The organism is Polaribacter porphyrae (assembly GCF_002954685.1).
GTDB lineage: Bacteria > Bacteroidota > Bacteroidia > Flavobacteriales > Flavobacteriaceae > Polaribacter > Polaribacter porphyrae.
This window is the reverse complement of the sequence record NZ_MSCN01000001.1, coordinates 1,803,065-1,818,440: the sequence shown is the minus strand read 5'-3', so window position 1 is coordinate 1,818,440 and position 15,376 is coordinate 1,803,065. Positions and strand designations below refer to the sequence as shown.

The window sequence follows — 15,376 nt, the reverse complement described above, 5'->3', positions numbered from 1 at the left end:
AAAACAAAAAACCAAGTTAAATTTTAACTTGGTTTTATTGTAATAGTGGGGAACTTGATTAAGCAAATATTTTGCTAAATCTCTTTTTTCCATTAACAAAATGTTTTTTGTAAGACTCTAAAGTGTCTAACACTAAATTTTGTTGATTATCTAATAACTGAACTCCACCTTTTAAAGCTTTATTAGCTACTTTTTGCCATTGGCTAGCTATTGTTATTGTTTCTGTAACAACATCTTCTGTAGTATTTAAAGCATAATCATTAGCTTTTTTTGCAGAAGTTTTAACAGTTTCTATTGCTGTATTTACTTTTTTAGTAAAGTTTACTTTTTTTGTTTTTTTAGTACTCATAATTTTACTTTTTTTGTATGTTTTAATAATTTATTCTCAATAAAATTTTATTGAAAACAGGATTATTTAAACTTAAATTAATTACTTTCTTTCCCAGTTTTTAACTGCTTCCATGTCTCCTTTTAATGCTAATTTCGATTGTGCTTTCCAACCAGATAAATCATAAATCTTTGCATTAATACCTGCATCATTTAATAATTTGGTCATGTTTTTAATCGTCATTTTTGCAATTTGGCTGTAAGCAGTAACATTTAACTCATTCAAAGATTTTTCTAATACAGGTCCAATTCCTTTAATTACCTTTAAATCATCTTTTTGTTCAACTTTTTCTACAACTATTTTTTCTTCAACAACAACTTCTTTTTTTACTACTTTTTTCTTTGCTGTTTTTTTAGTTTTTGTTGGCTTAATATCGTCTAACTTTTCGTTAACTGTATTTAAAGCATCTTCTGTATAATCTTCAATTTTACCTTTTACATCATCAATAGTTTCAGAACTATTTTTCTTTAACTTTTCAGACATTTTTTCTGCTTTCTTTACATACTTATTGTTAGAAACTTCTTTTTCTAACTTGTCTTTCATTTCTTCAGCTTTTTCTACTAAAGGATGTTCAGTAACCTTCTTTTTGGCATTTTCTAACATTTCAGGATCATAACCTACTAATGTTTTTAAACGCTCTGTACTAGTTTCTAACTGACCTTTAATAGATTCTGCAGTTTCCACAACCATATTAATTTGTTGTTTTGTTAATGGTTCTGCTTTTTTAACCAATTTTGCTGTTAATTTTTGCCATTTTTCTCCTGTTTTTACAGTAGTTTCAATAGCGTTGAAAGATGCATCAATTAAATCGCTATTTATTTTTTTAACGATTGCTTTTGCTTTTCCTAATTTATCTTGTTTTTTGCTTTTCTTTGTTGCCATAATATATTGTTTTATGTCTTTATTATTTAATTTTGTACAAATATAAGTTTGGGGAGTTACAGATGAGTTACAGATTAGTTTTTGCTAAAAAAATCTAACCCTTTGTTCAAGTTTTTCCAAATCATTTTTTTACTATTTTCTAGGCTGTTAAATAATTTGTCTTGTTGTTTTTCTGAAAAATTAAATCCTTTTTTTAATAACTCATCAGTTTTATTTTGAACCTTTTCTATTTTGTCAATAGAAGTTAAAACAACCTTTTCTGTAGTTTTTAATGCTTTATTATTTAATTCTAAAGCCTGTTTCTTAATTGTGTTCGTATGTATTGTTTTCATTTTTTTTAGTTTTAATTCTAATTTTGATGCAAACATAAGAAGTACGAGTTACAGATGAGTTACAAGTTGATGACAGGAAGTTTTATTGATACAGATTTTACTTATATGGAAAAAAACTGACATGGATTTCTCTGATTATCACAAATAATTGTGGTTAGATTTGTTGAGAAAAAACCGTGTAAATCATTGAAAACCATATCTTAAATTTACTGAATAGCTTCTATTTCTTGCAATAACTTCTTGGTTTCTGGTAGAGGAGAAATTCCATATTCTTCTTCAAGAATTACCTCACATTTCATATAAGTTTTTATGGCTTGTGGTCTGTTTCCTTTTTTAATGTATGCTTTCATTTGAACTCTGTATGCATCTTCCCAAGTTGCATCAATAGCTATAGCATTTTGTGCTAAACGTATGCTTTCTAAAGGATTCTCATCAATTAAAATTTCTGCCAATGTTATATAAGCTCCTAGTATAAGTAGTTGTGTTTTTTCTCTCTCTTCAGATGTCCAATCTTCATAAATTCTATTGGGTAAATAAGAACCATTATATAATTTAATGGCATTTTGATAAGCTCTTTTAGCAATATACTTATCAGTATTTAAACTTTTATTACCAATTGTGATGTATTGTTCAAGAGCTTCAGCATCAATCCAAACTTTGGTTAAATCTATTTGATAACTTACACCTTGTCTAATGATAAATTGAGCTTCTGTTCTAGAAGGTCTATTAGGCTCCAATACTTTATTAATGCCATGTAAAGCCACTTTAAAATCACGATCATTCCAATCGTCCCAAAGATTATCCATAATTTTTTCTTTATGAAGTGCATTTCTTTGACGGTTAGAAATTAAATATTGTAGTAGTTGAATGGTTTTATCACGCCCCCAATCTTTGGCTTCTATTTTTTCTTGATTTCTCCAAGCACGAAAATTCCCCAAAGTTTCAATACGTATTGTTGCATTTTTTTGGAAACATTCTAGTTCTTCTAATTCTTGAAGGAAATCTGACATAGTAAGTTTTACTTTTGTTTGTTGATTTTATCAACTTTTGTAGTCAGTTTTTGAATTTGAGAAGATAATTTTTCAATTTCATTTTTAATTTTATGAAAGTCAGATCTTGATGCGTTTCTCCATTCATCAATTTGTACTTTTTCTGAAATTTCTTCTCCAAAAGTGCTGATTTTATCCTGAATTTCATCCTGTAAATTTGTCAATTGTTTTTTAGGATCTCTAATGGTGTCTCGAATTACTTTTGGGCCAACATCTTTTAAAGTTTGCCAAACAGATAAGCTTTTGTCTAAAATACTTTCTTGTTTTTCAACAGATTCGTGTTCAGTAGCTTTTTCAGTTAATGTTGCTAACTTATTTTGCATAAATAATAAGGCATCATTAAAATCTGAAAATCGTTTTTCATCTCCATCTTGAACGTGAGAAATTTTACCTCTCCATTGCACATTAGATTCGCCATTTTCTTCGAATATCTGTTGATTAAAACGCACCATAAATGAAGCATTTTGATTTTGTTTTTTTGTCATAATTTTAATAGGATAGGTACTATGGTTACATAAAAAGGTTATTAAACAAAATACAAATATAATAATGATAAGAAATCTTCATTAATAAAGCCATTTTGTAATTAAAAAAGGGTTTATATAGCAAAAAAAACTTATTTCGTTCTTTTTAATTTCGGAGGATTTTGTCGGGTATCAAAAACATCTACAATTTTTATAAATCTCTTTTCATTATCTACAGAGTAAATGATTTTATAGTTTTTAAAAATTAAATATCTATAGACGTTTTCTCTTTGTTTTAGTAATTCCTCTTTTTGACCAATTAGTGATGATTTTATTAGTTTATTTGGCTCTTGGATAATACCTCTTAAAAGTTTTGTTGCCACACTTTTACTTGCTTTATTTTTATAATAGTTATAAATTTCGTCAAGTTGAGTTTCTGCAAAATCAGACCAAACAATTTCAAATTCCATTATTGGAATTTTACTAAAAGTTCTGAACTATTTTTAAATTTATTATTTCTGAAATCAGATTCTGATTGGTCAATTCTTTTATTTAGTTCATCTTGAGTCATAGGTTCAAATATTCTTTTGCTGGATATTTTACTTTCATTACTCAATATTTTTTCAAAGCGAGAAATTACTTCTTCACTTTGAAGTTTCAAAAATTCTTGTATAAATTTTATTTTTCTAGCTTCTAAACTCATTTTAATTTACTTTCAACAAAGATATAAAACTATATTTTAAAATTTGTTGACATTCTTAACCTGGCTCTTTTTCAGAACCTACTTCATATCTTAGTAAACCTTTAAAAGCATCGTTAACCGTATTTCCTTCATATAAAACCTTATAAATCTCTTCAGAAATAGGCATATCAACATTATAATCTTTTGCTAATTGCATTACCACTTTTGCAGTTTTTACACCTTCAGCAACTTCGTTCATTTCATCGATAATTTGCTCTAAACTTTTTCCTCTTCCTAATTGAAAACCAACGTGATGATTTCTACTTTTAGAGCTTGAGCAGGTTGCCACTAAATCACCCATTCCTGCTAAACCAGAAAATGTTCTTTGTTTGCCTCCCATTGCAATTCCCAGTCTTGTAAGTTCAGCCAAACCTCTCGTAATAATTGCAGCTCTTGTATTATCACCAGCATTAGCACCATCTCCCATCCCAGAAGCTATAGCAATAATGTTTTTTAAAGCACCACCCAATTCGCAACCAATTACATCTGTATTTGTGTAAACTCTAAACAAGCCAGAGCTAAAAACAGTTTGTAATTTGGAAGCAATTGTTTTATCAACCATAGCAATTACAGCAGCAGCAGCGTTGCCAAAATGAATTTCTTTTGCCAAATTTGGTCCTGTTAACACTCCTGCAGGATGACCAGGCATCAACTCTTCTATGATTTCTGTCATTCGCATTTTGGTGCTAATTTCTAGTCCTTTTGCTAAATTGATAATAGGTACCCAAGGTCTAATATGCGGTTTTGCAATTTCTAAAACCTTACGCATATTTTGAGACGGAATTCCGAGTACAATAACATCCGCAGTTTCTACAGTTTCTTTTATGGAGTTTGATGCAACTAAAGATGGTGTTAATTTGGCATTGGGTAAATATTTCTGATTTGTATGATGTGTATTTATTTCATCCACAGTTTTAGGATTTCTTGCCCAAATAATGGTTTCTGCATTTTTTGCAGTTAAAGAAGCTACTGTAGTTCCCCAAGAACCACCACCTAATAATCCAACTTTTAGTTTCATAAATTTTGTTTTTGCTGCTTAATTCTCCAATTCTTTTACAAATAAATCTCTTACTTCTTCAATATAAGTATCAATCAATTTAGGTTTCCATTCAGAAGTATCTACAGGATCTAAAACCACCACTTCTATATGAGTTGGTTTGAATATTTTACTGCCTTTTGGCATTGCCATATATGCATTTTTAATAACCACAGGAATGATAGGAACTCCAGCTTTCATTGCCAAATGGAATGCTCCTTTTTTAAATTTTCCTAATTTTTTACTGCCACTTCTTGTGCCTTCAGGAGCTATGGCTACAGAAGTTCCAGATTTTAAAACATTAGCAGCATTTTTCATTGATTCTAATGCTTTCTTCTTGTTAGAACGATCTATAAAAATAGCACCCATTGCTTTAAAAATTGGGCCAAAAGGAGTAAGTTCTAATTCCTTTTTAGCAATTCCTGTAACATCTTTTCTCAATAGTTTTAGGATAATAAAAAAATCTGCTGAAGATTGATGATTAAAGGTAAAAACTGCTGGTCTAAAATCTACTAAATTTTGTTTCCCTTTTACATTTATGTCAAGTCCAGCTAATTTTGTTCCTAAATCCCCAATACTGGCAATTGTTGTGTTAACGCCTTCTTTTTGAGATAAGGTTAAAGCTCCTTTTACAATTCCTTTTATTGCTGATGGATATAAACTTGCTGCTGCTAAACCCGTTCGCAAACCATTTACTAGTGGTTTTTTGGTGTTTTCTTTAAAACGTAAAATTGTCCAATCATTCTCAAAAGCAAGTTGTGATAGCCTATTATCTGGATTTGTAGCAATAGGTTTACCAACTATTTCTAATAATGGATAATCATCAAAACTGTCTGTGTAGAAGAAACTTTTAGATAGATCTACATTATTTTCTTTAGCAAATTTTCTACCAGCTCTAGCTTTACCTTCTGCCCAGCACATTTCTGAAATAGTACCTGTAAATTTTCCTTTTTTCACCTCCATTTCTGTACAGAAAATGTCTTTAACACCTAATTCGTCTGCTATCGGTTTTATTTGATAACTTGTTGCTGCAGAAATAATTACAATTTGGTGTCCTTTTTCTAAATGTGATGCAATTAAAGTTCTAGATTCTGGATAGATTGTAGCTTGCAAATGTTCTTTAAAAATTTCTTTTCCTAAATCTTTAAATTCTTTTTCTTTTATCCCTTTTACTCCTAATGCTGAAATTTTGGTTAAGATTTCAAAATCTCTATTGCCAATTGCATAAGCTAACATTGTAACAAATTGAGAAAGTAATTCTTTGGGTGTTGATTTACCACTCAATAATCTTGACTTTACAAATTGTTTTGCTGAAAAATCATTGATTAAAGTTCTATCTAAATCAAAAAATGCAGCAATATGGGGACCTTCTTCATCTTTAAGTACTCTTTCTGGAACACTTTTTAAATCTGCACCAGGTACATTTTCTTCTAAAATCTTTTTCTTAACTCCTTTTTTAATATTATCAGTTTCAATCTTTTGTAGATAGTATAAACGTTCTGTTAGATTGTCTAACAAATCCATCCAAATATCAAGTTGTTTAAAATTTATTTTTTTATCAATTGGAGTTAATTTACTATTCTTGGCAAGCCGTAAAGCACTTATTAAAAATGGTTTGGAAACACTATCTAATCTGCTAATTCTATTTTGCCAATGCAATTCTTTACCTTTAAAAAGACACATTTGTATAAAATCTTCATCAGAAAAATCATCTTCTAAATCCCAATTATACAAAGTATTACAAACCACTTTGTTGGCTTCTAGATAGATTAATAATAATCCTTTAGAAACAAAAAGTTCTTGTTTGGTTAGTAAGCCTTCAATATCTCCATTAGAATTACCTATAATTTCTCTCCAATTTTTATCGAATGAATTTAATTCACTTTCTATTTCTGAACTGAATTGTGGCTTGTTTGTGTAGAAAAATTCGAATTTAAATAAATTTCGAAGACGCATAATTTCTGTCCAAAAAGATAAAATTCTATTTTCTTTCTCGTCTTTAATTTTTACCAAAGCCATTTCTATAAAAGCTCTATGATACAAATGGGCAGCTGCCATATTTGCATAATATGTAGCAGAAAGAAATTCTGTTGGGGCTAAACTAAATTGTGTTTTGTAACCTGCTTTATTCTTTTGTACAATGCCTGAACCTTTTAGTAAATTCAAGGCTTTTTGTACAGAAGCACTAATGCTTTTACCACGTTCTATAAGTACATCTTTTTTTCTTTTTTCAATATAATTCATCAATTTGATTACACTGAATTCAATCTCTTTTTTTGTTAACGCAAAATTATTGAGTAGTACATTACATACTAATGAAACCGTAGTTACTGGTGTTATCATATTTGCTTTATGAATCAACTCAAAAGCAAAACGAGGTAGGGTATTTTTATCAGAATAACTATCTTCTTCTATATCTGGAATTATTGCATTTTGATGCGAACTCGCATCTACAGGTTCTCCAAATCTTATTGCTGCTTTGCCATATTCGTTTCCTAATTTTCTAAAATATTTTACGAAAGCTTTTACATCTTCAGATTTTTTTTCTTTTCCTTTGCCTTCTTCTGTCATTTCTTTTACATCAGGAATCAAGTCATAAACAATAGAAACAGGAACATATTTTATATTTCTAGTACTCTCTTTTTCGCCTTCCATGATGTATTTTAAAATACCCATTTGTGGATAAACAATCTTGCCAGTTCTAGAGCGAGTTCCTTCTATATTCCATGTTAAATGATCTCCATTTTCAATCATACAAGAAATATAATGTCTTAAAGCTGTCTTGTAAATTTGGTTATCTTTAAAACTTCTTCGGATGAAAATTAATCCTGAATTTTTACCTAATTGTTTAAAGCCAGGAAATGCTAAATTAATCCCCCCAAAAGTATAAGGAATTGGCATTCCATAACGTGCTAATGTAGTTACTAAAACTACTGTATCTAAATAGGTTTTATGTGTTAAAATAAATGCAACAGAATTCTGACGCATTAACTTCATTAATTTTTTTATTTCTTTTGGGTCAATATCAATCTTATTACTATAAGCTTTAGATATCATAAACTGAAAGCCTTTTACAGAAAGTATATTTGCAATAGGATGCTGTTGAGAATACAATTCAGAAATACATTCAGCTCCTTTTTTTTGAACTTCAGCAATATCTATTTTTTGCTCTTTAGCAATATCAGCTAAACGTTCTTGAAACTTTGAATTATTAATGATGTTTTTTAAGTTATGTTCCATAATCAACTAAAAAAGAGGTTTGTAAATTTAGAAAACCCTTTTTGTTCCCAAAACTTTGGAAAAAATAATGATTCTACTTTTTCAATGATAGACGGCTTTTTTTCCTTTTCAAGATTTGCATTTAAAGCATTTGCAACAGTTAATAATACAGTTGCATTTGCACCTAAACCACAATGACTGCCAAAGACTTCTATATTTTTTATATCATCTCTATATGTTTCTGCTTCCATGCAATTTTTCCATGGAATTAAACCATCTGTTTTTGTGTAAATACACGTAATAGGTACTTTAGGAATTACTTCTAATTCTTTTATAAACTTTTCATTACGCTCTCTTAACTTTGTACCTCTTAAAAACTCTAAAGTAGCTACTATAGGGGTTTTCATATTTTTGACACCCCAAACAGGAGAGCCAATTGTAATTAATTGCTCTACTTTTTCTGGATATCTATTTGCAATAATTTTTGCGAAGATTCCACCTCCACTCCAACCAACAAGGCTCACTTTTTCTTGGTGTTTTTCAAAAATTTGATCTAATTTTTCTATGAGTTTTGGTAATGATTTTGAATTAATCATATTTACACCTAATTCCCATTTATAGGTTTTAAAACCTACTGATTTTAAATACTTTCTTACAAATCTGGTTGAGTTGTCATTACCTAAATAAGGAGGCATTAACAATATAGGTTTTTCTTTTTCGCTTTTGTGTTTTGGTATAAATGGATATAACCAAAACATAGATGTCCATTCTGCAATGGCTCTAGTTTCTAACAGTACATTGTAAAGTGGAGGAGGAGGTATGTTTGCATTAATCCTATTTATTTCTTCTTTAAAATTATTGATGATATTAGAAACTGTATCTTTTTCAATATCTTGAAAATCTTCATTTTTATAGATCTTTTCTAGCAATAATACTAATGTAACGTAGTCTCTATCTGGTCCAAAATCTTCGCAAATAGAAATACATTGATTACTTAAAATATTTAAGTTCTCTTTTTCTAATGTTACTTTTTTAATAATTTTTGAAACTTCTTTATGAAAAGGATGTCTCTCAAAACTATTGATTATAATTTTTTTGGCTTGTGCTAAACTTGCTCCTTGAGAAACAGCCATAGCAACTGCAAATTTCGAAAATGATGTATATACTATTTTATTACTTTCCATAAATTAATTTGTGGCTTGTATTCGTTCATCTAACCAATTTAGTAGATCTTGCTCAACTTCTTCTTTATTTACTTCATTTAGCATTTCATGTCTCCCACCTTTGTAGATTTTAAGAGTTAAATCTTTAACACCAGCTTTCTTGTAGTTTAATGCTACTTTTTTTACGCCTTTTCCCATTTCACCTACAGGATCTTTATCACCTGAAAAAATAAAAATAGGCAAGCTTTTTGGAGTGTTTTTAAAAGTTGGTGGCTTATTTATTTTTTTACTCCCTTTTAAAATATCTCTAAAAACACCTAAAGAAAAGTCTTCTATTCGTAAAGGATCTGCTTCAAATTTATCTACCTGTTTTTTATCACTACTAATCCAATCTACTTTTGTTCTATTGGGCTTAAATTTTTTATTAAATTGATTAAAAAATAAGTTTTTTAAAATTTCATTACTTCTGTGTTTTCCATTTAATTTGCTGAAAAAGGATGTACTTATTAAACCAAATGAACCCAAACCTTTAAGAAAAGCAGCTGTGCCAGATAAAATTAAAGCTTCTAAATCATCACCATAAAGTGTTACGTATTCTCTACTTAACAAAGAACCCATGCTATGACCTAGTAATATTATCTTTTTATTAGGATGCTCTTTTTTAATGATTTCTGTCAGTTTTCGCATATCTTCAATAGCATCAGAAAAATAATCTTCGCCATCGTAAAAACCTAAATATTCATTATTTTTTGCAGATTTTCCGTGAATTCTATGGTCGTTTGCATAAACATCATAACCTTGATTTTTTAATCTTTTTGCAATTGATTTGTATCTTCCTGCATGTTCGCCAATTCCATGAGAAATTTGAACAATTCCCTTTAAAGGTAAATTTTCTTTTGCTTTCCATTTATAATAAAAAATGGTTTCCTTATCAAAAGTTTTATATGTATCTGTTGTAAAACTCATCAATTATTTAGCTAAAAATTGTGTGAGTAAGGTCAAAAATTTGTCTGTGTTCTTTTTAGTTCCAGATAGTTTAACTCTTCCTTGAATAATTACTTCTTCAATTAATAACTTCTTTTTGAGTAGTTTTATCAAATTGTCGTCATCAATTTCAATTTTTACCAAAGGTTTTGATGAAGTTTTCTTTCTAACTGATACTGATTTTTCAGAAATAATTAATTGATAATTAATTTTTGACTCTATTAATCCCAATTCAAAATCATAATTGCCCAAATATTTTTTTCTTAATTTTTCATCAGCATTTAAATACTTTTTAAAAGCTGTAAAGAATGACGAACTTTTAATTTTAGCGATTTTTTTAGCTGTTTTTTTACTGCCTTTTTCTAAAATTATTTTCTCTAATTCATTCGCAGATTCTCTAATGTATCTTGAAAATTTATCTGCATCTGGCATAGTAGAAGCGTCTGATGTTGTTGTCAAAGAAACTAACCCATTATAGCTAAAAGCTGCAATTATCAAACCAAAACCATCTAACACAGGAGTTAAGCCAAAAATGGATAAAATTTTATGACCTCTTAAATATAAAGGCATTTGTGGACCTGGAACATTAGTAATTGTAACATTAAATGGTGGCCTATGAAATTCTTTAATATTATATTTACTATACAACCCAGCTGCTAAATTTGCTACTCCAAAAGGGACAGATTCTGCCATTTTTGCTAAAGATTTTGCACCAACAGTTTTATGTTTTGTTTTTCCTATTGTAGTTTGCTCTTGTATGTATTCTAATCTATCTAAAGGGTTTTCTATATGTGTAGCAATTCTTACTAACATATTTGAGATTTGATTGTTCATTTCTTGTTTTTCTCCTTTTGCCCTTATTGATATAGGAACATTTGCGACCAATGGTTGCACTGGTAATTTTTCTCTTTCTAATAAATATCTTCTTATACCACCAGCACAAATGGCAACAATTAAATCATTAACACTTACATTCATTATTTTACGAAGCGTATTAATTCTCTCAAAAGATAAGATGGCTGTTCCCCAAGTTCTTTTTGGTGAAACTGTTTTATTAAAAATAGTATTTGGTGTAGAGAATTTATTTTTACCAATTGACTTTTTAGGATTTAATTTACCTTTTAACCTACTTTGAATTAAAGAAAGTGCTGTTTCACCAAAAAACTTCGGAGCTTTTAATGGATCTTTAAAAAAAGATTGAGAACTTTTTAAAAGTAAGCTCATTTCATCTGGTAAGGGTTCAGGCTCAAAAGGTTTTGGTTTAGGTATTTCTTTATGCATATCTTCTACACTTCGATCAAACAGAATACCCATAATACCAACTCCAGAACTGCCATCTATCATAACATGGTGCACTTTTGCAACAATAGCTACAGAGCCTTTTGGCACTTGAGAAACTTCGTCTAAACCTTCTATAAAACTAATAGACCATAAAGGTCTTCTTAAATCTAAAGGACTGCTAAAAATAGAAGAAGTCATTTCTCTTAAGGTTTTCCAATTAGATGGATCTGGAAGTTTTAATCTGTTGATGTGTAAGTCAATATCAAAATTTGGATCATCTACCCAATAAGGGTAATCGAGATTCATAGGTACATTCAATAACCTTTTTCTAAATTTCGGAATTAAATGTAGTTTGGAAGCAACTATTGCTTTGAAATCTTCAAACTCTAAAGAACCTTCTACAATAGTTAATGTTGCAATATGCATAGGACTATTAGGAGATTCAGCATATAAAAAAGTTGCGTCTTGCCCAGAAATTTGCTGAACAGAGTCATTAATCGAATTTTGAAAAATATCTTGAATTGCCTTTTTTGACATGAATATCTAAAATTTAGGATTTAAAATTGCGAAATATTTATAAACTAGTCTATAAAATTCGCAACTCTGCAAGATAAAGAATTTTAAGAAAAATGGCTAATTTCTTTTTATATTGAAATACTTTAGACAAAGTATAAATAAAAGTCGGGTAGAGAGGATTCGAACCTCCGATCTCTGGTCCCCCAGACCAGCACTTTAACCGGACTAAGCTACTACCCGTTTGTTTGCGAACTTACTAAAAAACTTAAAAATAGAAATTATAAAATAATTTTTTTTTGAATAAAAAAAAGCCTCAATAAATTGAAGCTTTTAATAATCAAGAATAATAATTTTTACATCGAATAGAAAAATTGCTCATTTACAATTTTACCATCTTGTACTTCAAAAACGCAAACTTCTTCCATTTGTTGTCTTCCTCTACTTTTAAAAGTTACATCAAAAGACATTTTACTAGAAAAATGATTATTAGCAATAACTGGGTTAGAAATTTCACTTGAATGAAATTCAACGACATCTTCTAGCCATTGTTTACTCTTCTCAAATACTTCTTTTTTTCCAGAAACTACTTCTCCATGTGGTACTCCTGGCATTTCTTTGCTAACAACATTATCTGCATACAGTTCTTGAATGCACTCTAAATTTTTACCAGATTGGCACATCTGCTGCCATTTATTTGCTACTTCTTGTGTGTTCATAAATTATAAGTTTTTTGTGATTGCTTAAAATTATGAAAAATAAAATTGAGTAAGTATTAAAAAAATGTTAGGATTATGAAACTGCTTCTTTATACACTTTTAAGCAACGTTCTCTAGCAAATTTATGCTCAACAATTTCTTTAACATACGTAGGCTCTTGAAATTCTGGCACCCATTTTTTGATATATTTTAAATTTTTATCAAACTTTTTTATTTGAGTAGTAGGGTTAAAAATTCTAAAATAGGGTGATGCATCAACTCCAGAACCAGCCACCCATTGCCAATTGCCAACGTTGCTAGACATTTCGTAATCGTGTAGTTTTTCTGCAAAATATGCCTCACCCCATCTCCAATCAATTAATAAATGCTTGCATAAAAAACTACCAACCAACATTCTAACTCTGTTGTGCATAAAGCCAGTTTTGTTCAATTCACGCATTCCAGCATCTACTAAAGGATAACCAGTTTGTCCTTTGCACCAAGCTTTAAAGTCATCTTCATTGTTTCTCCAAACAATTCTATCGTATTTTGGTTTAAACGCTTTGTTAGGTGTGTGTGGAAAATGCCACAGAATTTGCATAAAAAATTCTCGCCAAATCAATTCTTTTAAAAAGGTAATGTTATCACTTATGGACGCTTTATCCATCATTTTACGAACACTTACAGTTCCAAAACGCAAATGTGCACCCAATTTTGAGGTAGCATTTTGAGCAGGAAAATTACGAGTCTCTTCATATTCATTAATCAATTTTGGAGAAACTTTGTACGATTCTACTTTTATAGACGATTGCTTAAAACCAATATCTTTCAATGATAAAAAAGGATGATTTTCATTAGCAACACAATTTTCTAAATGATTTTCTGAAGGATAAAATTGAATTCCTTTTTCTTGAAAAGCTTCCAACCATTTTTTAGAATAAGGAGTATATACTTTGTATGCAGTACCATCTTTTTTTACAATTTCGTTTCTTTCAAAGATTACTTGATCTTTAAACGTTTTAAAATTGATTTTTTTTGATGCTAAAAATTCTTTGATTTCTGTATCTCTTTTATCAGCATAAGGCTCATAATCACGATTTGTAAAAACAGCGTCAATCTTGTAATTTTCTGATAACTGCTGATAGACTTCAATTGGCTTTCCGTGAAAAATTGATATTCCACGATTCATTTTAGAAAGTGTTGCCTTTATATTTTCGAGTTCTTGGTGTAGAAATGAAACTCTACTATCGTCTTCAGGTAGTTTATCTAAAATCTCTTTATCAAAAATAAAAATAGGTAGTACAGGATTTTCTGATTTTAGTGCGTTGTAAAAGCCAACATTATCATCCAAACGCAAGTCTCTGCGAAACCAAAAAATAGTTACTTTTTTACTCATTTTATGCTATATTTAAGTCTATATTATTATTTCGACTTTATAGAGAAATCTTAAAAAAAATACTATTATAGATTTCTCGGCTTCACTCTGTTTCGCTCGAAATGACAACTTAATTTAGTAATTATTTTACGATTTATACTCTCCAAAAAGTTCAGTTAATTTTTTTTGCCTGTATTCAAAAATTTCTTCCAATTTTGGTTTCACTAGAAAAGGATGAGCCATTTGCCCTAAAATGCCTAATGGAACTTTGTAATGGATAATATCTTCAAATTCAACTCCGTCTTTTATTTCTTTGATGAAATGTTTATGATCCCACAAAGAATAAGGTCCATACAGTTGTTCGTCAACAAAATATTCTTTGTGCTTTACCTGTGTAATTTTAGATACCCATTTTGTTTTTATACCTAAAATAGGCGTAACTATATATTGAATAATCTGCCCAGCATACAAAGGTCTATCAGCTCCAGATTCTATATTAAAACCCATATAATCTGGTGTAATGATTTTAAGATTTTTCGGATCTGATAAAAAATTCCAAGCCTCGTCTAATGAAATTGGGAATTTTTGTTTTCTATGGAACGTATAGATTTTCATGCTAATTGTGAACTAAAATATAGAGATTTAGTGAGGAAGCAATACATAACCAAATCATGTAAGGAAGTAATAAATACTTGTAGTTACCAACTTTAGTACTCAATTTAAAGAAATATATAAATAGGAGCGAAGTAAGTAATAAAATTGTGAATAAACTGAATGCAACTAAATGTTGGTTAAAGAAAAAGAAATTCCAACTCACGTTTAAAGCGAACTGAAATAAAAAAGTTGATTTCATCTTTTTACTATCATCTTCTAGAAAAAGCTTTCCTAAATAGATTGAAAAACAAATCATTATAAGTGTCCATGCTGCACCAAAAACCCATCCAGAAGGTGTCCAAGGAGCTTTGTTTAGATTTGAATACCATTCAGATTGAACAGCATCACCCATAAACCAGTTTCCTAGAGCTAAACCTGCAAAATTTATAATTAAAAAAAGAATAGTTAGCTTTAGTTGTTTCATTTATTTATCTTTTAAAGCATCAATCTTTTTTAAAATATTATCTGCTTCTAAATATTTTGCATCACTATCACTTCTATTGATAGATTGTAGTTTAAAACCTTCTTCCATCAACTTTTTGTATTTATCTTCTAGCTTTTCTACTTCAGATTTCTTTTTGAATAAACCAAACATA

At 29.3% G+C, this 15,376-nt stretch carries 17 protein-coding genes and 1 tRNA gene; all 18 read right to left on the bottom strand.

All coding sequences use genetic code 11. From position 1 onward, the window contains the following. Positions 1–58: 58 nt before the first annotated feature. Entirely contained in the window at positions 59–349 is a 291-nt protein-coding gene (locus BTO18_RS08145; RefSeq protein WP_105015746.1) for a hypothetical protein, read from the bottom strand. A gap of 81 nt (positions 350–430) precedes the next feature. After that, entirely contained in the window at positions 431–1,270 is an 840-nt protein-coding gene (locus tag BTO18_RS08140; RefSeq protein WP_105015745.1) for a helix-hairpin-helix domain-containing protein, read from the bottom strand. A 74-nt stretch (positions 1,271–1,344) separates the two neighbouring features. Beyond that, a complete protein-coding gene (locus BTO18_RS08135) occupies positions 1,345–1,602 on the bottom strand; it encodes a hypothetical protein (RefSeq protein WP_146106896.1) in 258 nt (85 codons plus the stop codon). Positions 1,603–1,808: 206 nt separating this feature from the next. Next, positions 1,809–2,612, bottom strand: a complete 804-nt coding sequence (locus BTO18_RS08130; RefSeq protein WP_105015743.1) for an AfsR/SARP family transcriptional regulator — start codon at positions 2,610–2,612, stop codon at positions 1,809–1,811. A gap of 8 nt (positions 2,613–2,620) precedes the next feature. Continuing rightward, positions 2,621–3,136 carry a hypothetical protein gene (locus BTO18_RS08125; RefSeq protein ID WP_105015742.1) on the bottom strand — a complete coding sequence of 172 codons (516 nt, stop codon included), beginning with the start codon at positions 3,134–3,136 and terminating at the stop codon, positions 2,621–2,623. Positions 3,137–3,267: 131 nt separating this feature from the next. Beyond that, positions 3,268–3,585 (bottom strand): type II toxin-antitoxin system RelE/ParE family toxin, encoded by a 318-nt coding sequence (locus BTO18_RS08120; RefSeq protein ID WP_105015741.1) that lies wholly within the window; start codon positions 3,583–3,585, stop codon positions 3,268–3,270. Next, complete coding sequence (locus BTO18_RS08115; RefSeq protein ID WP_105015740.1) at positions 3,585–3,818, bottom strand: hypothetical protein; 234 nt, start codon at positions 3,816–3,818, stop codon at positions 3,585–3,587. Before BTO18_RS08115 ends, BTO18_RS08120 begins: the two co-directional genes overlap by 1 nt. A gap of 55 nt (positions 3,819–3,873) precedes the next feature. Further along, positions 3,874–4,875: an NAD(P)H-dependent glycerol-3-phosphate dehydrogenase gene (locus BTO18_RS08110; protein ID WP_105015739.1), complete on the bottom strand. Its 1,002-nt coding sequence runs from the start codon at positions 4,873–4,875 to the stop codon at positions 3,874–3,876. Between the two features lie 18 nt (positions 4,876–4,893). Further along, the gene (locus BTO18_RS08105; RefSeq protein ID WP_105015738.1) at positions 4,894–8,133 is read right to left on the bottom strand and encodes an HAD-IB family hydrolase; all 3,240 of its coding nucleotides are present in this window, start codon (positions 8,131–8,133) and stop codon (positions 4,894–4,896) included. A gap of 2 nt (positions 8,134–8,135) precedes the next feature. Further along, the gene (locus BTO18_RS08100) at positions 8,136–9,296 is read right to left on the bottom strand and encodes an alpha/beta fold hydrolase (protein WP_105015737.1); all 1,161 of its coding nucleotides are present in this window, start codon (positions 9,294–9,296) and stop codon (positions 8,136–8,138) included. A 3-nt stretch (positions 9,297–9,299) separates the two neighbouring features. Continuing rightward, positions 9,300–10,241: an alpha/beta hydrolase gene (locus BTO18_RS08095; protein WP_105015736.1), complete on the bottom strand. Its 942-nt coding sequence runs from the start codon at positions 10,239–10,241 to the stop codon at positions 9,300–9,302. Positions 10,242–10,244: 3 nt separating this feature from the next. Then, entirely contained in the window at positions 10,245–12,077 is a 1,833-nt protein-coding gene (locus BTO18_RS08090; protein WP_105015735.1) for a WS/DGAT/MGAT family O-acyltransferase, read from the bottom strand. Between the two features lie 144 nt (positions 12,078–12,221). Beyond that, a tRNA-Pro gene (locus tag BTO18_RS08085) sits at positions 12,222–12,296 on the bottom strand. Positions 12,297–12,409: 113 nt separating this feature from the next. Continuing rightward, positions 12,410–12,772 carry a nuclear transport factor 2 family protein gene (locus BTO18_RS08080; protein WP_105015734.1) on the bottom strand — a complete coding sequence of 121 codons (363 nt, stop codon included), beginning with the start codon at positions 12,770–12,772 and terminating at the stop codon, positions 12,410–12,412. A gap of 73 nt (positions 12,773–12,845) precedes the next feature. Then, on the bottom strand, positions 12,846–14,147 hold the full coding sequence (locus BTO18_RS08075) for a cryptochrome/photolyase family protein (RefSeq protein ID WP_105015733.1): 1,302 nt from the start codon (positions 14,145–14,147) through the stop codon (positions 12,846–12,848). 126 nt (positions 14,148–14,273) lie between these two features. After that, a complete protein-coding gene (locus BTO18_RS08070) occupies positions 14,274–14,741 on the bottom strand; it encodes an SRPBCC family protein (protein WP_105015732.1) in 468 nt (155 codons plus the stop codon). Position 14,742: 1 nt separating this feature from the next. After that, a complete protein-coding gene (locus tag BTO18_RS08065; protein ID WP_105015731.1) occupies positions 14,743–15,204 on the bottom strand; it encodes a TspO/MBR family protein in 462 nt (153 codons plus the stop codon). Beyond that, complete coding sequence (locus BTO18_RS08060; protein WP_105015730.1) at positions 15,205–15,375, bottom strand: Lacal_2735 family protein; 171 nt, start codon at positions 15,373–15,375, stop codon at positions 15,205–15,207. Between the last annotated feature and the right edge of the window lies 1 nt (position 15,376).